Source organism: Sanguibacter gelidistatuariae (assembly GCF_900096585.1).
In the GTDB taxonomy this organism is placed as follows: domain Bacteria; phylum Actinomycetota; class Actinomycetes; order Actinomycetales; family Cellulomonadaceae; genus Sanguibacter; species Sanguibacter gelidistatuariae.
The window spans coordinates 254,883-274,445 of record NZ_FMYH01000005.1; the positions used below are offsets into that span (position 1 = coordinate 254,883).

Genomic DNA, 19,563 nt, shown 5'->3' on the forward strand with positions numbered 1-19,563 from the left:
TCACAACCCTGCTGAGGAGCGCCGCACCCGTCCTCGACCCCAGGGCGCAGGTGATCAACGCCCTGGTAGCCGACGTCGTGGCGGCGCGCTTCGGTCCTTACCCCACGGTCGAAGACCTCGCGGCCCGCGCCGGGGTCTCGGTCCGCACGCTCCAGCGTGACTTCACGACCTTCGTCGGCGTGACGCCCAAGTGGCTGCTGCAGCGCCATCGGGTACACCTGGCCGCCGAGCGCATCGCCGCCGATCCACGATGCGACCTCGCCGAGGTCGCCACCCAGGTCGGGTACTACGACCAGGCCCACCTCACAGCCGATTTTGTGATCGTCGTCGGCCTCGCACCGGGCGCGTACGCGCGCCGGTGCGCCGCGCAGATGGCCGGGGCGCCGGGGGCCTCCGGGGACGCCTAGACTCAGGGACGTGGCAGGCCTCATCAAACGCGAAGACGTCGACGCAGTACGCGACAAGGCGCGAATCGAGGAGATTGTCGGCGAGCAGGTCACCCTGCGCACGGCCGGCGTCGGATCGATGAAAGGGCTGTGCCCTTTCCACGACGAGCGCTCCCCGTCGTTCCATGTCAGGCCCCAGGTGGGGCGCTGGCACTGTTTCGGCTGCAACGAGGGCGGCGATGTCATCTCCTTCGTGCAGAAGATGGACGGCCTCGGCTTCTCCGAGGCGGTTGAGTACCTCGCAGGTCGGGTGGGCATCACGCTGCGCTACGAAGAGGGTGGCGGACCCCGGCGGACCGAAGAGCCGGGCCGGCGCCAGCGCCTGCTCGAGGCGAACCGGATCGCCGCCGCGTACTTCGCCGAGCAGCTGCTCAGCCCGGAAGCCGCGGCAGGCCGGGCGTTCCTTGCCGAGCGCAGCTTCGACCGGGGCGACGCGCTGCACTTCGGCGTCGGCTATGCCCCCAACGGCTGGGACAACCTGCTGCGCCACCTGCGCGGCAAGGGGTTCACCGAACCCGAGATCGCGGCGTCGGGCCTGGTCAGCGAGGGAAACCGGGGTGTGTACGACCGCTTCCGCGGACGGCTCGTCTGGCCCATCCGCGACGTGACCGGTGAGACGATCGGCTTCGGCGCGCGCAAGCTTTATGAGGAGGACCAGGGACCCAAGTATCTCAACACCCCTGAGACCGCCCTCTACAAGAAGTCGCAGGTCCTCTACGGGATCGACCTCGCCAAGCGGGACATCGCCAAGAACAAGCAGATCGTCGTCGTCGAGGGATACACCGACGTCATGGCCGCGCACCTGTCCGGGGTGACCACGGCCGTGGCGACGTGCGGCACGGCCTTCGGTTCCGACCACGTGCGCTTCGTGCGCCGTCTGGTGGGTGACACGAGCTCGGGGGCGGGCGTCCAGCTCGCCGGGGGAGGGTCCTCGGGCGGTGAGATCATCTTCACCTTCGACGGTGATGCGGCTGGCCAGAAGGCCGCCATGCGCGCTTTTGGCGAGGACCAGAAGTTCTACGCCCAGACCTTCGTCGCGGTCGAGCCGAACGGCATGGACCCGTGCGAGCTGCGCCAGGCGCGCGGACCGCAGGCCGTCCAGGCTCTCGTGGAGGGCCGCCAGCCGCTCTTCGAGTTTGTCCTCAAGACGACGCTGGCCAGCTTCGACCTGGAGACGGCCGAGGGGCGGGTGGCCGCGCTGCGCTCGGCCGCGCCCGTCGTCGCCGGGATCCGCGACACGGCGCTGCGCCCCGAGTACGCGCGCATGCTCGCCGGCTGGCTGGGCATGGACGGCGAGTCCGTGCGCCGCGCCGTGCACGACGCCGGACGCGGCTCCGCGAGCCCGTCCAGGCCCGCTGAGCGCGGCCAGCTGCCGGCAGTTGCCGCCGGTGACGGGCTCTCACGGCCCAGCCACACCGACCCGATCGCCCGGCTGGAACGCCAGACCCTCGAGGTGATCCTGCAGTACCCGCAGATGGTCCCGGCGGCCCTCGTCGACGACGTGCCGGGGGACGCGTTCACGGTGCCTGCCTGGCGCGCGGTCCACGAGGCGATCCGGGCGACCGGAGGGCTGGCATCCGCGGCCGGACGCGCCGACTCCGAGTGGGTGGCCCTGGTCGCGGAGGAGTCGAGCGCACCCGTGCTCGCACTCGTCAACGAGCTCGCGGTGGCACCACTGCCCGAGGACCGTCCGGGAGCGATCGAGGACTACGTCCGCGGGATCGTGCGGGCCTTCCTCGACCTGGGCTTCACGCGCAAGATCGGCAACGCCCGCAGCCGGCTGCAGCGGATCGACCCGGTCGCCGAGGCCGAGGCCTATACCCAGGCGTTCACCGACCTGCTGACGATCGAGCAGCAGCGCCGCGAGCTGCGTGAGCAAGCGGGCGAGTAGGCGCAGGCGACGACCGCGTCAGCTGCTCGGGGAGTCCTCTGCCCTGATCTCGCCACGCTCGATGAGCTGGCGTCGTGCCTCGACGATCGGCGCGACCGACTCGGCGCTCCAGATATTTCCACCGTTGAGCATGCCCTCGGGCTCGGGGAAGCCCTCCGGGGCGACCCGGATCCCGGCGACCCACATGCGCAGCAGGGCCGGGGTGACCCCAAAAGCGTGGGCGAGCGCGGGGCTGTCATACACGCCGTGGAACGGTTGCGGGGGAGTCTCACGGATGCGTTGGGGAGAGCGCGCGACATCGGTCATGGTCTAACTCTCCCAGACAAGACGACGATCACTGGCATGCGTCCGCGGACGAAATTCTCCGGGCGGGACGGCTCGCTCGCGATCGAGCCGCCGTGGAGCGCCCAGAAGTCGCAACAGTGAGCGCGTCCGGATGCACGTCTACGTGTTGAGCGCGAGCCGAGAGTGCGAGACGATCGGGTGATCGGGGATCTTCCAGGAGGCGCGTCGTCGAGATGCCTGCCTCCCCACGATGCCCACACGTCAGACCAGGTGCGTCGCCTTTCGGTGCGCTCCTGATCTCCCGGATGCACCAGACGCCGACACCGTCGTCGGCCGTCGTGGCCTCCATGCATCCTCACGGGCCGCCTGCAGAGACGGCTCGCTCCTCATACAACCGCGTATCGCCTCTCTCGGCCTCGCACGGCCGCTCACCCGCGTGCTGCGGGCCGACGCCGTCACGGAGGCACCAGGAGCTCACCATGGTCTCTGAAGCAGATGTTCACGCACTTGCCGACGCCGTCACCGGGCCGGTGACTGTCCCCGGCGACCCCGGCTACGCCGACGACGCGCTCGCCTTCAACCTGGCCGTCCAGCACTCCCCGGACGTCGTCCTGGGGGCCACAGACGCCGACGACGTCGCGGCCGGCGTCCGCTGGGCGGCCGGCCTCGGGCTCCCCGTCGCGGTCCAGGCCACCGGTCACGGGGCGAGCGACGCGATCGACGGCGGACTGCTGATCTGCACCCGCCGCATGCAGGACGTCGTCGTCGACCCCGTCGCGCGGACCGCCCACGTGGGGGCGGGCGTGAAGTGGCGCGACGTCCTGGCCGCGAGCGTCCCGCTCGGGCTGATCGGTCTCAACGGATCGAGCACCGACGTGGGCGTCGTCGGGTACACGCTGGGTGGCGGGCTTCCGGTCCTGGGGCGGGCCTTCGGCTTCGCCGCCGACCACGTGCACAGTTTCGAGGTCGTCACGCCCGACGGCGAGGCGCGTCACGTCGACGCCGAGACCCACCCGGAGCTGTTCTCGGCGTTGCGCGGCGGCACCGGCAGCTTCGCGATCGTCACGTCCATGGTCTGCGGCCTGCTGCCGCTCGCCGAGCTCTACGGCGGCGGGATCATGTTCCCAGGGGCGGACGCGGCTGCCGTGCTCTCCGCCTTCGGAGACTGGTGGCCGACCCTGCCCGAGACCGCCGCGCCCTCGATCGCCCTGCTCCGCCTGCCCGACCTCGAGTTCGTGCCGGAGCCGCTGCGTGGGCAGTTCGTGGTGCACCTACGGTTCGCCTTCATCGGGGGCGCCAGTGAGGGTGAGGCCCTGTTGGCGCCGATGCGACAGGTCTCGACGCCGCTCATGGACGCGGTCGGACCGATGAACTACCGCGACATCGACATGGTGCACATGGACCCGGTGAACCCGACGCCCTTCGAGGACGGCGGGGTCCTCCTGCGCCACTTCGACGAGGCGGCCCAGGAGGCCCTCCTCGAACTGGCCGGGGCCCAGGTGGAGTCTCCGCTCCTGATGGTCGAGCTGCGCCCGCTCGGGGGCCGGCTCGTGGGCCCGCCGGCCGGGGCGGACTCCGTCTCCGGGCGTGACGCCGCGTTCTCGCTCATCGCGATCGGGCTCATGGCCGGGCCGGTGGCCGCCGTCGTGCCCGCGGCGATCCATGACCTGCTGCAGGCGATGGAGCCCTACGCGACCGGGGGGACGATGGTGAACTTCCACGGCCGGCCGGGGGACGCGGCGGACCGGGCGCGGGCCTGGTCCCCGGAGATCTACGCCAGGCTCAGTGCGGCCAAGACCAGCTATGACCCGACCAACATGCTGAGGTTCGGGCACGGGATCCCGGTCGGACCATAGGGCGAACGACGAAGGCCCCGACCTGCTGGCGCAGATCGGGGCCTTCGTGGACTGCTCCCGCGACTGGACTCGAACCAGTGACAATCCGATTAACAGTCGGATGCTCTGCCAACTGAGCTACGCGGGACTGACCGGAAAAAACTCTATCAGGCTTCCGGAGGTGCTCCGGACGTGGAGCGCAACCGGGATAGTGCCGACCGGATCAGCTGGGCTGACCTCGCAGACCTTACGTCGGCACCGGGGTCCGGCACAACTTGGGTGAACAGATCGCCCGAAGCGTCACGACGCACGGCAACCCGTGCGGACAGCCCGTCGGGAAGGTGCACCGTCTCGGCCAGGATCACCGAGTACTGCACGCGCTCACGGAAGACCCGGGCGAAGGTGGTGCGTTCGGGGTGGACCAGGTGCAGGGGGAGAGGGGCGGCGGTGTCGACCCAGCGCACGGTCAGGGACGCCGACTCGGGGTCCCAGCTCGCCCGGTCCACCTGGCACCACGGCCACGACGTGGGCGGGGCCAGGGTCGCCTGCTCGGGGTCCGGTGCGGCAACGAAAACAAGCGTGTGCTGGGTGGCCACGACCCAGCCCCCGTCGCGGAGCAGCGCACTGGCCAGCGCGGAGTCACCGGGGGACAGGGGCAGAGCCCGGCGGATCTCGGCTGGCATCGCGTCTGTGCGTGAGAACAGTCCCATGGTCCCCACCGTAGTCGTTGCGAGCGGCCCGAGGCAGACGCCGGAGGCCTCCGCGCCGGTAGGTGCAGAGGCCTCAGGGGTGCCCCGTGCCGGACTTGAACCGGCGACCAGTCGATTATGAGTCGATTGCTCTGACCAGCTGAGCTAACAGGGCGCGCTGGAGAGTGTATCCGCCGCAGGACAGAACACCGCTGCTGGTGAGACCATCATCGGATGCCGACGAACTCAGCAGCCACCAACCGGGCACGCGACCTCCAAGGATCGGACGGGTTTCGGCGGGTCGCGCGCGCCGGCTACGCCGTGAGTGGGCTGTTGCACCTTGTCATCGGTTGGGTCGCCATCCACCTCGCTCTGACCTCGTCCGCGGGTGGTGAGTCGGCGGACCAGGAGGGGGCGCTGTCCGCACTCGGGGATGCCCCGTGGGGTGTTGCCATCCTGTGGTTCGCCGTCGTCGCCCTGGCGACCCTGGGGGCGTGGCAGGTGACGACTGCGGTCGCCGTGTCCGGGTCGGAGGAGGACGCGGGGAGCACGAGGATGAAGGCGGTCGCCACGGCTGTCACCTACCTCGTCCTGGCTGTCCTCGCCTGGCGTGTGGTCCAAGGCGGTGGCTCCGGGTCGGGGTCGGGGACCGACGCCCTGATGTCGTCCCCCCTGGGCCGGGTGGGAGTCGCGGTCGCCGGCGTGGTGATCGTCGCGGTCGGTGGCTACCACGTCTACAAGGGGTTGAGCCAGAAGTTCACGGAAGACCTCGAGAGCACGGGGGATGGCGCGGTGGGCCGCGGGGTGATCGTGGCCGGGGTGGCGGGCTACGCCGCCAAGGGCGTGGCCCTGATCATCATGGGTGTGCTGTTCGTCGTCGGCGCGGTCCAGGCCGATCCGGACAAGGCCAGTGGCCTCGACGTGGCGTTGCGCACCCTGGCGGAGCTGCCCTTCGGCAAGCTCATGCTGGCAGTCGTCGCCGTGGGCTTCGCTGCCTACGGGCTCTACTCCTTCGCCCGGGCACGGTACGCCCAGATGTGACCTCGCGCTGTGAACTTGCGCTGTGGCCTTGCAGTGTGACCCCGACGTGTGACGAGCAGGCCTGCCCTCGATGTGACGGGAGGGGGCTGCGTCATGGAAGAATATCCGCATGGCTATCCGTGAGATCCGTGTCATCCCCGATCCCGTCCTCCGCACCCCGTGCGAGGAGATCACGGTGATTGACGACCGGGTCAGAGGTCTTGTCGAGGACCTCGTCGACACCGTCGACCACGATGGTCGCGCGGGACTCGCCGCGAACCAGATCGGCGTGAGCCTGCGCGCCTTCTCCTGGAACATCGACGACGAGGTCGGCTACGTCCTCAACCCCAAGATCGTCGAGGTCTCCGAGGACGAGTATCAGGACGGCGACGAGGGCTGCCTCTCCGTCCCGGGCCTGTGGTACCCGACCAAGCGCGCCTGGTACGCCCGCGTGGAGGGGACCGACCTGGACGGCAACAAGGTCGTCGTGGAGGGCACCGAGCTCATGGCGCGCTGCCTGCAGCACGAGGTGGACCACCTCGATGGGTACCTCTACCTCGACCGTCTGGAGCGGGCCACCCGCAAGAAGGCCATGCGCGAGCTGCGCGAGTCCCTCTGACCTGACGTGACCTGCCCAGGCGCAGACCGGGGCGTGGGACGCGCTGGTCATCGGGTGTGATCTACGGCATGATGTGGCACAGCAGTTCAGACAAACCGTGAAGTACGTGAAGTCGCCTGGTTTCAGAGGTCGTTGGGGAAGACGAATCTCTACTCTGGGAGGGACAACATGGCTGGTGCTATCACCCGCGGTGTATTTTTCGTGCACTCGTCTCCACGAGCGCTCTGCCCGCACCTCGAGTGGGCAGCGAGCAATGTTCTCGGCACCGCCGTGACGCTCGACTGGATCGAGCAGCCTGCCGCGCCCGGACTCTACCGCGCGGAATACACCTGGCAGGGTCAGCAGGGCTCTGGATCACGCTTGGCCTCGGCCCTGCGCGGCTGGACCCACCTGCGCTACGAGGTGACCGAAGAGGCCAGCCACGGTTCCGACGGCTCCCGGTGGAGCCACACCCCTGAGCTCGGGATCTTTCACGCCGCGACCGACGTGCACGGCAACATGGTCGTCCCCGAGGACCGCGTCCGTGCCGCCCTGGAGTTCGCTCACGACCCGCGTCGGATGCGCAACGAGCTTGACCTCGCGCTGGGCCAGGCGTGGGACGACGAGCTCGAGCCCTTCCGCTATGCCGGCGCCGGCGCTCCCGTGCGCTGGCTGCACCGCGTCGGCTGAGCGTCCAGGGCGCCCTCGTACTGCCAGCAGCTTCCAGCAAATGACGAAGGGGTGGACCCGATCGGGTCCACCCCGTTGCCGTAGGCGGTGGGTCAGACGTTCGTGACCACCAGGGCCACGTTGTGCCCGCCGAAGCCGAAGGAGTTGTTGATCGCCGCGATGTCGCCCGCGGGCAACGCGCGCGGGGTGTCCCGGACGAGGTCGAGAGCCAGCTCGGGGTCGGGGTTGGCGACGTTGATCGTCGGCGGGGCCTGGCGGTGGTGGACGGCAAGCACCGTGAAGACCGTCTCCAGGGCGCCGGCGCCGCCGAGCAGGTGACCGGTCATGGACTTCGTCGCCGAGAGCGCTACGCGGTCCGCAGAGGCCCCGATGACGGCGCTCACAGAGCGGGCCTCGATGAGGTCGCCCACGACCGTGGAGGTCGCGTGGGCGTTGACGTGCACGACGTCGGCCGCAGTCACCTGGGCGTCCTCGAGGGCCGCGCCCATGGCGCGGATCTGCCCGGCGCCGGTGGGCTCGGGGGAGGTGATGTGGTAGCCGTCGGCGGTCAGACCGATACCACCGATCTTGGCGTAGACCCGGGCGCCGCGGGCCGCGGCGTGGTCGGCGGCCTCGAGCACGACGATGGCCGCGCCCTCGCCGATGACAAAGCCGTCCCGGTCGACGTCGTAGGGGCGCGAGGCGCCTGCGGGGTCGTCGTTGCGCAGCGACAGCGTGCGCGAGGCCGCGAAGGCGGAGATCGGCATGGGGTGGATGGTCGCCTCGGTACCGCCGGCGATGACGACGTCGGCCCGGCCCGAGCGGATCATCTCGACGCCGTAGGCGATCGCCTCGGCGCCCGAGGCGCAGGCGGAGACGAGGGCGTGCGCGCCGGCGCGAGCACCGAACTCGAGGGAGACGTACGCGGTGGGGGAGTTCGGCATGAGCATCGGGACCGTCATCGGCAGGACGCGACGGGCACCCTTCTCGCGCAGCGTGTCCCAGGCGTCGAGGGTGGTCCAGATGCCGCCGATGCCCGAGGAGACCACGGAGCCGATGCGGTCGCCGTCGAGCTCGGGGGAGCCCGCGTCGGTCCAGGCTTCGCGGGCGGCGATGATGGCGTACTGCGCCGAGGGGTCCATGCGCTTCATCTCGGGACGAGCGAGCACCTCCTCGGGCTTGACCTTGATGGTCGCAGCGAAGTTGACGGGCATGCCGTATGTCTCGGCCCAGTCGTTGTCGAGGGTGCGGGCACCGGACTCGCCGTTCAGGGCGGCCGTCCAGGTCGATGCCACGTCGCCGCCGAGCGGCGTGGTGGCACCAAGGCCGGTCACGACGACGTCGCGAACGTTGGTCATGGGAACTCCTGGGGATCGTGAACGGTGCCCGAGCGGGGCCGGTGGAGCCAGTGAAGACCCACCGTCGTCGGACGCGGGGGTCTGGTGCCGCTGGGACGGGAGCCGCGAGCGGTCCCGTCCCAGCGAATCAGGCGTGGATCAGGCCTGCGCGCCGGTGATGAAGCTCACCGCGTCGCCGACGGTGGCGAGGTTCTTGACCTCGTCGTCGGGGATGGTCACGGAGAACTTGTCCTCGGCGTGGGTCACGATCGTCATCATCGAGAGCGAGTCGATGTCGAGGTCATCGGTGAAGGACTTCTCCGAGGTGACCGAGTCGGCCGGCAGACCGGTCTCTTCGGCAACGATCTCGGCGAGGCCTGCGAGGACATCAGCTTCGGTGAAAGCCATGGGTATATCTCCTTGTGTGTGGTGGTGACTGACGTGCGGGGCAAGAAATAGGTACGGGGGAAACCTACGGCAGAACGACGACCTGAGCGGCATAGACCAGCCCGGCGCCAAATCCGATCTGCAGGGCGAGGTCACCCGACTTCGCCGCGCCCTCGCGGAGCAGGCGTTCCGCGGCGAGCGGGATCGAGGCCGCCGAGGTGTTGCCGGTGTCGGCGATGTCACGCGCCACGACAACCGTCTCAGGCAGCTTGAGCTGCTTGATGAACTGGTCGATGATGCGCATGTTCGCCTGGTGCGGGATGAACACCTGGATCTGGTCGGCGCTCACGCCGGCCGCGTCGAGGGCCTGCTGGGCGATGACGGGCATCTGGAAGCTGGCCCACTTGAACACCGGCTGCCCCTCCTGGCGCAGGGTCGGCCAGCCGAGCTCGGGGTGCTCCTTGAGGTCGCTCCACCCGTGCGTCTGGCGGATCGTCTGGGCCTTGGATCCGTCCGAGCCCCAGACGGTCGGGCCGATGCCGGGGAATGCCGAGGGACCAACGATCGCCGCGCCCGCGCCGTCGCCGAGCAGGAAGGAGATCGAGCGGTCGGTCGGGTCGATGAAGTCGCTCATCTTCTCCGCGCCGATCACGAGCACGTTCCGGGCCGCCCCCGAGCGCACGAGCGCGTCGGCCTGGCCGATGCCGTAGGCGTAGCCGGCGCAGGCCGCCGAGATGTCGTAGGCCGCTGCGGGGGTGGCCCCGATCCGGTCGGCGAGGACCGCAGCCCCGGAGGGGGTCTGGTGGAAGTAGGTGACGGTCGAGAGGATGACGACGTCGATGTCCGCGCCGGTCAGCCCGGCGGCGTCGAGCGCCTTGCGGGCGGCGGCCTCGGCGAGGTCGAGCAACGAGGTCTCGGCTCCGGCGCGACGGCGGGTGATGATCCCGGTCCGCTGGCGGATCCACTCGTCGGAGGAGTCGATCGGGCCGGCGATGTCGTCGTTGGTCACGACGAGCTCGCCGCGCTCCGCGCCGATCCCGAGGATCCGGGAGAACTGCGGGCCGGTCGACTGCTTGAGCTGGATGGTCACTTCGAGTCCTTTTCCGGCGAGCTGGTGGTGGGTGCTGTGGCGTTCGACGCCGCAGTTGAATGGCGGGCGACGAGGTCGTGTGCCGCGTCGAGGTCGGCGGGCGACTTGATGGCGACCGTCTCCACGCCCGGGAGCGAGCGGCGGGCCAGGCCCACCAGGACCCCGCCCGGTGCGAGCTCGAGCAGCCCGGTCACGCCGAGCGCGATGAGCTGCTCTTGGCACAGGTCCCAGCGCACCGGGGCGACGATCTGGTCGGCGAGGCGGCGCAGAACGTCTTGGCGGGACCCGAAGGGGCCACCAACCGCTCCACCGGCTCCCGCGGCGTCGATCTGGGCGTACGTGGCGCCGTCGGCGTTGGACAGCAGTCCGAGGGATGGATCAGCGGCGGGCCAGCCGGCGGCGACCGTGGCGAAGGAGTCCAAGGCGGGCTGCATGAAGGGTGTGTGGAAGGCGCCGGCCACCTGCAGGGCGATGACCCGGGCCTTGGCGGGCGGGGCGGCGGCCAGGGCGGCGAGGCCCTCGAAAGAACCGGCCGCGACGACCTGCCCGGCGCTGTTGACGTTGGCGGGGAAGAGCCCCGCGGCCTCTATCGCGGCGAGGACCTCCTGCGGATCGCCGCCGACGACGGCGCTCATGCCGGTCGGCGTGGCGGCCGCCGCCAAGGCCATGAAACGGGCCCGCGCGGTCACCAGGCCGACGGCTGCTGCGTCGTCGAACACGCCCGCCACGGCCGCGGCGGCGAACTCGCCGACGGAGTGGCCCGCGGTGATATCCACGATGCCGGTCGCCGGCGCGCCGTCGAGCACTGCGCGCAGCGCAACCAGGGAGGACGAGACGATGAGGGGCTGGGCGACGGCGGTGTCGCGGATCGCGTCAGCGTCCGAGACCGTTCCGTGAGCCACGAGATCGGTTCCGGACGCCTGTGAGAAGGCGGCCAGCTGGTCGGCGACGCCGGGCAGCTCGAGCCAAGGGGCGAGCATTCCGGGGGACTGGGAGCCCTGTCCAGGGCAAACGACGGCAAGCACGATCTAACTCTGCCCGATCCGGTAGGGGAACGGGCCGTCACGACCCGCACGAAGTGTTTCTCTGGTGATTGTGCACAACCTACAAGACGGCCGTCGATGGCTTCGACGCGCGTCCACCGTGGAGCGCCTGCGCAGCACCCCACAGCGGCCCCTCGTCGACCGACTCAGCGACTTGCCGCGAGCCGCCCCACGGCCAAGGCCACCTGGAGCACAAACGACTCCCGGGCGTCCAGAGGGTCCCAGCCGGTGAGCTCGGCAACCTTGCGGAGACGATAACGCACCGTGTTGGGGTGGACGTAGAGGTTGCGGGCCGCGGCCTCGAGGGATCGCCCCGTGGCCAGGTAGGCCGAGAGTGTCTCCAGGACCGACCCGGTTGCCTCGAAGAGCGGTGTGTAGGCCTGCCGGACAAGCGTGCGACGGGCTTCGTGGTCGCCTGTGAGTACCCGTTCGGGGAGCAGCTCGTCGGCCAGCACCGGGCGCGGCGCCTGTGGCCAGGCGGGGGCCGCACGCAGGCCGGCCAGAGCGGCTGCGGCAGAACGCGGGGCGTCTTCCAGGCTCGCCATCTCCGGGCCGATGATCACGGGCCCGGGGCCGAAGCGGGGCAGCAGCGAGGTTGCGGCGGCCACCAGGTCGCCCTCCCCGCCGAGCACGAGCACGATGCGGTCGCCCTGGATGCCCACCAGCACGTCCGCGGCCGCGCGGCGGGTGGCGCGGCGCAGCTCGGCCGCGCGGATGTCGTCGAGCGGGGAGGTGGTGGTACCGACCAGGACCAGGACGGACCCGCGTCCGCTCCAGCCGAGGGCGGCCACGCGGGAGCGCAGGGAGTTGTCGTTGTCGCCGCGGATGATCGCGTCGACGACGAGAGCCTCCAGGCGGGCGTCCCACGCGCCGCGGACCTCGGCCGCGCGGGCGTAGACCTCGGCGGCGGAGAAGGCCACCTCGCGGGAGTACCGCAGGACGGCCTCCCGGAGGTCCCGCTCCCCGCCGGGGGCGGCGAGCTGGTCGCTGTGGGTCTCGACCACTTCGACGACGATGCGGACCAGCTGGAGTGTGTGCTGCAGCGAGATGGACCGGGTGAGGTCGGTGGGCGCGGCCGCAAAGATGTCGCTCACGGCGTGCGGGGAGACGGACGGGTCGGCGTACCAGGTGACGAACGCCGTGATGCCGGACTGGGCGACCAGACCCACCCAGGAACGGTCTTCGGCCGGCAGGTCGCGGTACCAGGGGAGCTCGTCGTCGAGGCGGCGCAGTGCCGCGGCGGTGAGCAGGCCGCTCCCCTCGCGCACCCGCTGGAGCGTGGTGGCGGTGGTGGATGTCGACGCCGCGCCAGCATTCGCGTTCTTTGCAGCGGGTGGCATCCCCCGAGCATACGTCGTCGGTTGTGGGGAACTCACAAAAGTACGGCTGACGGAGGGCGGCGACGTTCCGTGCAATCCGGTCACATCTGCGGTGGCGAGCGGCGCGAACGGCTATCGTCGGCGTATGGCACTCATGCCCAGACTCCGTCAGCTCATGCGCCGCACCTCGTCGGCCTCGACCATCGGCGCGCGCCGTCCGACCACGGGAGACCGCCGCGGCGACACCCTCCACGAGGACGCGCTGCGAGCCATGCTGGTCGACGACCCCAACAACAGCCGTGCTTTCCAGGCGCTCTCTGAGGTCGTCCGCAGGCGCGCGGCCGAGGGCACCCATGCCGACGACCCGCTCTCCGCCCCGGAGGACGAGCACGCCAAGCAGCGCGCCGCGGACCTCGCGGTCTGGGCGCTCGGTGAGGAGCTCGCCGGGAACCCGCGGGCCTGGTACCCGCTCATCGAGCTCGCTCGGCTGTCCCTGGCTGACGACCAGGACGCCGCCATCCGTCGCCTGGCCACGGCCGCCGACCGCGACCCGACCGGCCAGGCCCTCGCTGAGGCGATCGCAGTCCTGCGTGAGGCCGGACTGCCCGTGGAGGCGCTGGGGCTGGGCGTGGGGCACTGGCGTGCGAAGGAGCACACCCCGGAGGCGGGGCGTCAGGTGGTGCTCGCCGCGGTCGAGGCCGACCGGCTCTTCGACGCACGCCACCACCTGGAGATCCTGGTGACGCACCCGGACACGAAGGCTGTCGCCGCCATCCGTGGTGAGCTGGATGCGCAGATCGCCCACCTCGAGCAGCAGATCACGGGGACCTGAGCACACCCGCTAGGGATGACGAAAGGCCCGGTTCCATTTGGGAACCGGGCCTTTCGTCGTCGTGCCACCAGGTCAGGAGGCCCCGCCGGCGTTGCCAGAGGCACCCGCGTTGACGTCGTGCAGCTGGTACTGCTCGATCGCCCGTGCGGGCGCGTCGGCCGCTACCTCGCCGCGGCGAGCGAGCTGCTGCAGGACCCGCACGACGACGGAGGGTCCGTCGATCTTGAAGTAACGGCGAGCGGCGGCGCGGGTGTCGGAGAACCCGAACCCGTCGGCGCCGAGGACCGCGTACTCGCCCGGGATCCACTGGCGGACCTGGTCGGGGACGAGGTGATCGAAGTCGCTCGTGGCCACGAACGGCCCCTGAGCGTCCTTGAGCTTCGTCGTGAGGTAGGCCTCACGCTCGGGCTCGGACGGGTGCAGGAAGTTGTGCTGCTCGGCGGCGAGGCCGTCGCGGCGCAGCTCGTTCCAGCTCGTCACGGACCACACGTCGGCCTGGACGCCCCAGTCCTTGGCGAGCAGCTCCTTGGCCTCGATCGCCCACGGCACGCCCACGCCCGAGGCGAGGATCTGCGCCTTGGGGCCTTCGGCGTCGCTCGCAGCGATGCGGTGGATACCGCGCAGGATGCCGTCGGCGTCGACGTCGGCCGGCTCGGCCGGCTGGGTCATCGGCTCGTTGTAGACGGTGAGGTAGTACATGACGTTGGGGTCACGTGACTCGTTCTCGCCGTACATGCGCTGGATGCCGTCGCGGACGATATGGCTGATCTCGTAGCCGTACGCCGGGTCGTACTGGACGATCGCGGCGTTCGTGGCGGCCAGGATCGGGGAGTGGCCGTCAGCGTGCTGGAGGCCCTCACCGGTCAGGGTCGTACGGCCGGCGGTAGCACCGATGATGAACCCACGGGTGAGCTGGTCACCCGCGGCCCAGAACTGGTCGCCGGTGCGCTGGAACCCGAACATCGAGTAGAAGATGTAGAACGGGATCATCACCTCGCCGTGTGTGGCGTAGGACGTGCCCACGGCCTGGAACGCGGAGGCCGAGCCGGCCTCGTTGATCCCCGTGTGCATGATCTGACCGGACTCGGACTCCTTGTAGGAGAGCATGAGGTCGCGGTCCACGGCGAGATAGTTCTGGCCGAGGGTGTTGAAGATCTTGGCGCTCGGGAAGATCGAGTCCAGGCCGAAGGTGCGTGCCTCGTCCGGGATGATCGGGACGATGCGGTTGCCGAACTCCTTGTCCTTGATGAGGTCCTTGAGCAGTCGGACGAACGCCTGGGTGGTGGCGATCTCCTGAGCTCCCGAACCCTTCTTGAGGATGTCGTACTTGGAGTCGGCCGGCAGGGTCACCGCGGTGGACACCGAGCGACGTTCAGGAACGAAGCCGCCCAGCTTGGCCCGGCGGTCCAGCATGTACTGGATCTCCGGAGCGTCAACGCCCGGGTGGTAGTACGGCGGTGCGTACGGGTCGGCGTCGAGCTCGGCGTCGGTGATCGGGATGTGCAGCGTGTCGCGCAGCGTCTTGAGGTCGGCGGGGCCGACCTTCTTCATCTGGTGCGTGGAGTTGCGCCCGGCGAAGCCGGAACCCAGCCCGTAGCCCTTGATCGTGTGCGCGAGGATGACGGTCGGCTGGCCGGTGTGGGCCATGGCCGCCGCGTAGGCCGCGTAGATCTTGCGGTAGTCGTGGCCGCCGCGCTTGAGCGCCCAGATGTCGTCGTCGGAAAGGTTCTCCACGAGCTGCTTGGTCCGCGGGTCGCGGCCGAAGAAGTGCTCACGGATGAACGCGCCATCCTCCGCGCGGTAGGTCTGGTAATCACCGTCGGGCGTCTCGTTCATGAGGTTGACGAGCGAGCGGTCCTTGTCCGCGTTGAGGAGGACGTCCCATTCGCGGCCCCAGATGACCTTGATGACGTTCCAGCCGGCGCCCTTGAACTGCGCCTCGAGTTCCTGGATGATCTTGCCGTTTCCACGGACCGGACCATCGAGACGCTGCAGGTTGCAGTTGACGACGAAGGTGAGGTTGTCGAGCTGCTGCTGGGCAGCGAGCTGCAGCATGCCGCGGCTCTCCGGCTCGTCCATCTCGCCGTCGCCGAGGAACGCCCAGACGTTCTGCTGGCTGGTGTCCTTGATGCCGCGGTTGTTCAGGTAGCGGTTAGTCCACGCCTGGTAGATGGCCGACGCCGGGCCGAGGCCCATCGAGACGGTCGGGAACTCCCAGAAGTCACGCATCTGACGCGGGTGCGGGTAGGACGGCAGTCCGCCGCCGGCGTGGGAGTGCTCCTGGCGGAACCCGTCGAGGTCCTCGGCCGAGAGGCGTCCCTCGAGGAAGGCACGCGAGTACACACCGGGGGAGGCGTGGCCCTGGAAGTAGACCTGGTCTCCGCCGCCTGGGTGGTCCTTGCCGTGGAAGAAGTGGTTGAGGCCCACCTCGTACAGCGTCGCCACGGAGGCGTAGGAGGATATGTGTCCACCGACCCCGATCCCGGGGCGCTGTGCGCGGGTGACCATGACGGCCGCGTTCCACCGGTTCCAGCTGCGGTAGCGGCGCTCGATCACCTCGTCGCCGGGGAAGTACGGCTCCTCGTGCACACCGATCGTGTTCACGTAGGGAGTGTTGATCGACGTCGGGATGGCGACGTTGCGCTCCCGGGCGCGCTTGAGCAGGTTCAGCAGGACGTAGCGGGCGCGAGGGCCCCCGCGGTCATCAATCAGCCCGTCGAGGGACTCGACCCATTCTCCGGTCTCGGAGGGGTCGATATCGGGGACCTGGCTCAACAGACCATTGATCAATGGTCCCGTCTCGTCATGCGTAGCCACCAGCAACCTCACATCGTGTTCAGAGCGGGGGCGGTGTGCCCCATTGCTCGCCTGGACCGGTCGTTGGGTGCTGCATGCAGCAGCTGTGTGTGCTGCGCGCAAAGGGTTCGTCAACTCCGGTCGTTCTGACCATTCTCAACGCATGGTCGAGGTGAAAGCCACCCCGTGACGTGAAGATCGGACGTGACGTTCGTGACATCGTTGGTACGTCAACGATTCCGGGCGTCAGATCCATGCAGATGTCCCGCTTGCTGGGCGCGCTCCGGAGGCTGTGCGCCCTGGTGGCAGGGGAGAAATCGGTCCCCGACAACGATGCGTCGGCGTTTCGTGGCCGATTCCGGACGCGACCTAGCGCACAGTGGGCTACGTTTGCCACCATTGAACCATCCGGCGTGGTCACGCGTCCGGAATCTGCTGTGAAGGGAAGAACATCACCGTGGTAGCGACCGCTGAGCCTCAGGATGCGAACCGCCTAGGTTTCACCTCTGGGCTCGTTGTCCAGGAGTTCGGGTGGGCCGAGGACGTCGACGACGCCCTCCGGGACGCCATCGAAGAGATCACCGGAACCGATCTGGTGGACGAGGAGTACGACGAGGTCACCGACGGTGTCATCGTCTGGTGGCGCGAGGACGACGGCGATCTCACCGACACCCTCGTCGACGTGCAGACCGTGCTCGACGACGGCGGGGTCATCTGGATCTTCACCCGCAAGCCGGGCCGTGACGGGCACGTCGGGCACAGCGACATCCAGGAGGCTGCGACCACGGCCGGGCTGCACGCGACGAGCACGTTCTCGATCGCCTCGGACTGGTCGGCGACCAAGCTCGGCAACCGCGGCCGCGGCAAGTGAGCTCGGTGTCCCCTGAGGTGACGCTCGCCGTCGGCGATGCGGCGCCGGACTTCACGCTGCCCAACACCCACGGCACCCCGGTCCACCTCGGTGACCTCCGGGGCAAGCCGGTACTCGTAGTGTTCGTCCCCTTCGCGTTTTCCGGGAACTGCACGGCCGAGCTGTGCGAGCTGCGGGACAACATCGAGGAGTTCGAGACCGCGGGCGTCGAGCTCCTGGTCGTCTCGTGCGACGCGATGTACTCGCTCAAGGCGTGGGCCGAGCAGGACGGTTACACCTTCGACCTGCTCTCGGACTTCTGGCCGCACGGCGAGGTTGCTCGCGCCTACGGCGTGTTCGACGCCGAGCGCGGCCTGGCAGTCCGCGGCAGCTTCCTCATCGACTCGGGCGGGATCGTGCGGTGGGCCGTGGTGAACCCGCGTGGCCAGCGACGCGACTTCGCCGGGTACCGGGCGGCGTTGGCCGGGTTGTGAAGCTGACTCTGGCTTCCGTCCTGGTCGTGGCGACGGTCCTGACCGGCGTCACCGGGTGCGTAGCAGGCCCGGACCCGGAGAAGTCGGAGTTCGCCGGCCGCGCCCCGCTCGCCTCCTGCGGCGAGCTGAAGCTCGCACAAGGGGAGAGCGTTCCGGCGCAGGCATGGGACTGTCTCGAGGCCGGGGTCGCGACCGGAGCCGAGTTTGTCGTGGCGAAGCTCACGACTGAGGGCGACCCCATCACGTACTACTTCCGGGTCGGTCCCAAGATCGGCGGGGTGGACATCTTCATCGACTCCACGCAGGACAAGTGGGGATCGGGGAAGTGGGACCGGCGGCTGTGCACGGGGGAAGACTTCGCGACGATCATCGCGGGGTGCGTCGCGACGTTCGTGCCGGTCGAGGGCTGACTCTGCGAGCGGGTAGGCTGTCATCCGCTCGTTCAAGGGCCTGTAGCTCAGTTGGTTAGAGCGCCACGCTTACACCGTGGATGTCGGGGGTTCGAGTCCCTCCGGGCCCACCCAGTGTTCGATGTTCAGACTTGCGACATCCGCAGGTTTGACATCCTCTCCCGTAGGCAGCCTGGCCTCGTAGGCCAGTGCTGCGGCGTGGAGGTTCGGATCAAGAAGCGAATCGAACGGTTCACCGGGTTCGCTTTCTATAGTGTCGATGTTCTCGATTTCGTAGACACTGATGCGTTCAAAGAACGCTTGGTTACAGATGCGTCGTAGCGAGTCGTCACAGGTGCCGCACCTCGGTGAACGCCTCGAACACCAGCTCCCGTGGGTCGATCACTCGAGAGATCACGATCTCGCGGTCGGCGGTGTCCGCCGGCGACATCTTCGGGGGCGGCGAATGGTACGCGGTCGCTGGCGGGGTACTGGAGATCATCGGCATCGTCACCGCAGCAGCCCTGCGCGCCGGCGACGATGCGTGGGCCGCACGCGGTTGACGTTCTGAACAACCCTCACGCTGTCGTCTGCAGGGGCCAGACCTCGACCACCCCGTGGGCGACGGCGCACGGGGTCCTAGCGGCGAGGCTCACGGCCTCGTCCAGGGTGTCGGCCTCGATGATGGCGAACCCTGCGATCGGCAGTTCGGACTGCAGGTATGGCCCGTCAGTGGTCGCGGCTCCGGCACCGTCGTGGTTGCGTACCTGGGTCGGGGTTCCCGCGATGCCCATGACGACGCCTCGCTCCCGCAGGCGTGCGTCGTGCCGGTGCGCCTCATCGCGCACGGCGGGATCGGTCTGGTCGTATCCGGCGCGGTCACCGTAACCGATCGTGATGAAGGTGGCCATGTTGTTCTCCCCACTCCGCGCTTCGACTGTGGTGTCCTGGCGCAACTGTACCGACGGAGGCCTTGCGGCCGCCATCAGTCAGTGTGGAGACTGCCTACGCAGAGCGAGCGTTCAGCCGAGCCGCGAGGGTGTCGCGTGCCTGCTGGGCGATCGGGCGCACCGACTTGTCGCGGTCGCTGAAGTGCTGGGCGATGGTCGACTGGTGCTCGGCCGTGCCTTGCGCGGCGAGGGCGCGCAGGGCGGCGGACCGAACACGAGCGTTCTCGTCGGCCGCCAGGCGCACCAGCTCGGAGGCAGCGGGGATGTCGCGCTCCAGCACGACTCGCGCACACATCTCGCGAACGCGCCAGGCGCGGTCGCCCAGGCCGGCGATCACGTACGGGGCCGCTGAGTCGTCCCAGACGTAGAGCAGGGCGCGTGCGCCCCACAGCTCGGGCCAGTACAGCGGGGGTGCGCCATCGAGGATGCCGAGCCCGTGGCGACCGCCGGCGTAGAGCAGGAAGTCCTTGCCTGCGTTGTCGCCGCGCAGGAGCGCGATGGCCTTCTGCTCGACGACCTGCTCGCTGTAGTGCGCGATGGCGGCTTGGATGCGCTCGCCGGTCGGCAGGTCGAGGGGGATGTCGGGGTGCGGGTTCAGTTTGTTGTCCATGGCACCGTCTACTCTAGCGGGCCGGGCTGGGCG

21 protein-coding genes and 3 tRNA genes are annotated in these 19,563 nt (G+C 69.4%); 12 read left to right on the forward strand and 12 right to left on the reverse strand.

What is annotated here, in order from left to right; genetic code table 11:
• Positions 1-50: 50 nt before the first annotated feature.
• Together BLQ50_RS12670 and dnaG are read left to right on the forward strand one after the other, a co-directional pair.
• A complete protein-coding gene (locus BLQ50_RS12670) occupies positions 51-407 on the forward strand; it encodes a helix-turn-helix domain-containing protein (RefSeq protein WP_175559122.1) in 357 nt (118 codons plus the stop codon).
• Between the two features lie 10 nt (positions 408-417).
• The gene (gene dnaG, locus BLQ50_RS12675) at positions 418-2,337 is read left to right on the forward strand and encodes a DNA primase (protein ID WP_093184166.1); all 1,920 of its coding nucleotides are present in this window, start codon (positions 418-420) and stop codon (positions 2,335-2,337) included.
• An 18-nt stretch (positions 2,338-2,355) separates the two neighbouring features.
• Here the strand turns inward: dnaG and BLQ50_RS12680 are convergent, their stop codons facing one another.
• Positions 2,356-2,643, reverse strand: a complete 288-nt coding sequence (locus tag BLQ50_RS12680) for a hypothetical protein (RefSeq protein ID WP_093184167.1) — start codon at positions 2,641-2,643, stop codon at positions 2,356-2,358.
• A 458-nt stretch (positions 2,644-3,101) separates the two neighbouring features.
• On the opposite strand from BLQ50_RS12680, the gene BLQ50_RS12685 reads away from it, so the two are divergent.
• A complete protein-coding gene (locus tag BLQ50_RS12685; RefSeq protein WP_093184168.1) occupies positions 3,102-4,478 on the forward strand; it encodes an FAD-binding oxidoreductase in 1,377 nt (458 codons plus the stop codon).
• A 54-nt stretch (positions 4,479-4,532) separates the two neighbouring features.
• Here BLQ50_RS12685 and BLQ50_RS12690 read toward each other — a convergent pair.
• From BLQ50_RS12690 to BLQ50_RS12700, 3 genes are all read right to left on the reverse strand, one after another.
• Positions 4,533-4,605: transfer RNA gene (locus BLQ50_RS12690), tRNA-Asn, on the reverse strand.
• A 19-nt stretch (positions 4,606-4,624) separates the two neighbouring features.
• Positions 4,625-5,167, reverse strand: coding sequence for a hypothetical protein (locus BLQ50_RS12695; RefSeq protein ID WP_093184170.1), 543 nt, complete (start codon positions 5,165-5,167; stop codon positions 4,625-4,627).
• An 80-nt stretch (positions 5,168-5,247) separates the two neighbouring features.
• A tRNA-Ile gene (locus tag BLQ50_RS12700) sits at positions 5,248-5,321 on the reverse strand.
• 59 nt (positions 5,322-5,380) lie between these two features.
• Here BLQ50_RS12700 and BLQ50_RS12705 point away from each other — a divergent pair.
• The 3 genes from BLQ50_RS12705 to BLQ50_RS12715 all read left to right on the forward strand — a co-directional run bounded on the left by BLQ50_RS12705 (position 5,381) and on the right by BLQ50_RS12715 (position 7,454).
• On the forward strand, positions 5,381-6,187 hold the full coding sequence (locus BLQ50_RS12705; RefSeq protein ID WP_093184171.1) for a DUF1206 domain-containing protein: 807 nt from the start codon (positions 5,381-5,383) through the stop codon (positions 6,185-6,187).
• A gap of 109 nt (positions 6,188-6,296) precedes the next feature.
• Positions 6,297-6,785 carry a peptide deformylase gene (gene def / locus BLQ50_RS12710; protein WP_093184173.1) on the forward strand — a complete coding sequence of 163 codons (489 nt, stop codon included), beginning with the start codon at positions 6,297-6,299 and terminating at the stop codon, positions 6,783-6,785.
• 168 nt (positions 6,786-6,953) lie between these two features.
• Complete coding sequence (locus BLQ50_RS12715; RefSeq protein ID WP_093184174.1) at positions 6,954-7,454, forward strand: DUF3145 domain-containing protein; 501 nt, start codon at positions 6,954-6,956, stop codon at positions 7,452-7,454.
• A 92-nt stretch (positions 7,455-7,546) separates the two neighbouring features.
• Here the strand turns inward: BLQ50_RS12715 and BLQ50_RS12720 are convergent, their stop codons facing one another.
• The 5 genes from BLQ50_RS12720 to BLQ50_RS12740 all read right to left on the reverse strand — a co-directional run bounded on the left by BLQ50_RS12720 (position 7,547) and on the right by BLQ50_RS12740 (position 12,630).
• Positions 7,547-8,791 (reverse strand): beta-ketoacyl-[acyl-carrier-protein] synthase family protein, encoded by a 1,245-nt coding sequence (locus BLQ50_RS12720; RefSeq protein ID WP_093184176.1) that lies wholly within the window; start codon positions 8,789-8,791, stop codon positions 7,547-7,549.
• Between the two features lie 138 nt (positions 8,792-8,929).
• Positions 8,930-9,178, reverse strand: coding sequence for an acyl carrier protein (locus BLQ50_RS12725; RefSeq protein WP_093184177.1), 249 nt, complete (start codon positions 9,176-9,178; stop codon positions 8,930-8,932).
• A 64-nt stretch (positions 9,179-9,242) separates the two neighbouring features.
• On the reverse strand, positions 9,243-10,247 hold the full coding sequence (locus BLQ50_RS12730) for a beta-ketoacyl-ACP synthase III (RefSeq protein ID WP_093184179.1): 1,005 nt from the start codon (positions 10,245-10,247) through the stop codon (positions 9,243-9,245).
• Positions 10,244-11,272 (reverse strand): ACP S-malonyltransferase, encoded by a 1,029-nt coding sequence (locus BLQ50_RS12735; RefSeq protein WP_093184180.1) that lies wholly within the window; start codon positions 11,270-11,272, stop codon positions 10,244-10,246. Before BLQ50_RS12735 ends, BLQ50_RS12730 begins: the two co-directional genes overlap by 4 nt.
• Positions 11,273-11,436: 164 nt before the next feature.
• Entirely contained in the window at positions 11,437-12,630 is a 1,194-nt protein-coding gene (locus BLQ50_RS12740) for a PucR family transcriptional regulator (RefSeq protein WP_093184182.1), read from the reverse strand.
• A gap of 124 nt (positions 12,631-12,754) precedes the next feature.
• On the opposite strand from BLQ50_RS12740, the gene BLQ50_RS12745 reads away from it, so the two are divergent.
• Positions 12,755-13,441, forward strand: coding sequence for a hypothetical protein (locus BLQ50_RS12745; protein ID WP_093184183.1), 687 nt, complete (start codon positions 12,755-12,757; stop codon positions 13,439-13,441).
• A 72-nt stretch (positions 13,442-13,513) separates the two neighbouring features.
• On the opposite strand, the gene aceE is transcribed toward BLQ50_RS12745, so the two are convergent.
• Positions 13,514-16,258 carry a pyruvate dehydrogenase (acetyl-transferring), homodimeric type gene (gene aceE / locus BLQ50_RS12750; RefSeq protein ID WP_093184376.1) on the reverse strand — a complete coding sequence of 915 codons (2,745 nt, stop codon included), beginning with the start codon at positions 16,256-16,258 and terminating at the stop codon, positions 13,514-13,516.
• Positions 16,259-16,694: 436 nt separating this feature from the next.
• Between aceE and BLQ50_RS12755 the strand changes: the two genes are divergently transcribed.
• The 5 genes from BLQ50_RS12755 (at position 16,695) to BLQ50_RS18850 (ending at position 18,533) form a co-directional block, all read left to right on the forward strand.
• Positions 16,695-17,108, forward strand: coding sequence for a DUF3052 domain-containing protein (locus BLQ50_RS12755; protein WP_093184185.1), 414 nt, complete (start codon positions 16,695-16,697; stop codon positions 17,106-17,108).
• Between the two features lie 5 nt (positions 17,109-17,113).
• Entirely contained in the window at positions 17,114-17,581 is a 468-nt protein-coding gene (locus BLQ50_RS12760; RefSeq protein WP_245701183.1) for a peroxiredoxin, read from the forward strand.
• Positions 17,578-17,991 (forward strand): hypothetical protein, encoded by a 414-nt coding sequence (locus tag BLQ50_RS12765; RefSeq protein ID WP_093184186.1) that lies wholly within the window; start codon positions 17,578-17,580, stop codon positions 17,989-17,991. The genes BLQ50_RS12760 and BLQ50_RS12765 overlap by 4 nt, the downstream gene beginning before the upstream one ends.
• Before the next feature lie 36 nt (positions 17,992-18,027).
• Positions 18,028-18,101 (forward strand) — tRNA-Val (locus BLQ50_RS12770).
• A 237-nt stretch (positions 18,102-18,338) separates the two neighbouring features.
• Complete coding sequence (locus BLQ50_RS18850) at positions 18,339-18,533, forward strand: hypothetical protein (RefSeq protein WP_217629169.1); 195 nt, start codon at positions 18,339-18,341, stop codon at positions 18,531-18,533.
• 15 nt (positions 18,534-18,548) lie between these two features.
• Here BLQ50_RS18850 and BLQ50_RS12785 read toward each other — a convergent pair whose 3' ends face one another.
• Entirely contained in the window at positions 18,549-18,881 is a 333-nt protein-coding gene (locus BLQ50_RS12785; protein ID WP_093184189.1) for a YciI family protein, read from the reverse strand.
• A gap of 94 nt (positions 18,882-18,975) precedes the next feature.
• A complete protein-coding gene (locus tag BLQ50_RS12790; RefSeq protein ID WP_093184191.1) occupies positions 18,976-19,530 on the reverse strand; it encodes a HEAT repeat domain-containing protein in 555 nt (184 codons plus the stop codon).
• Positions 19,531-19,563: the final 33 nt, after the last annotated feature.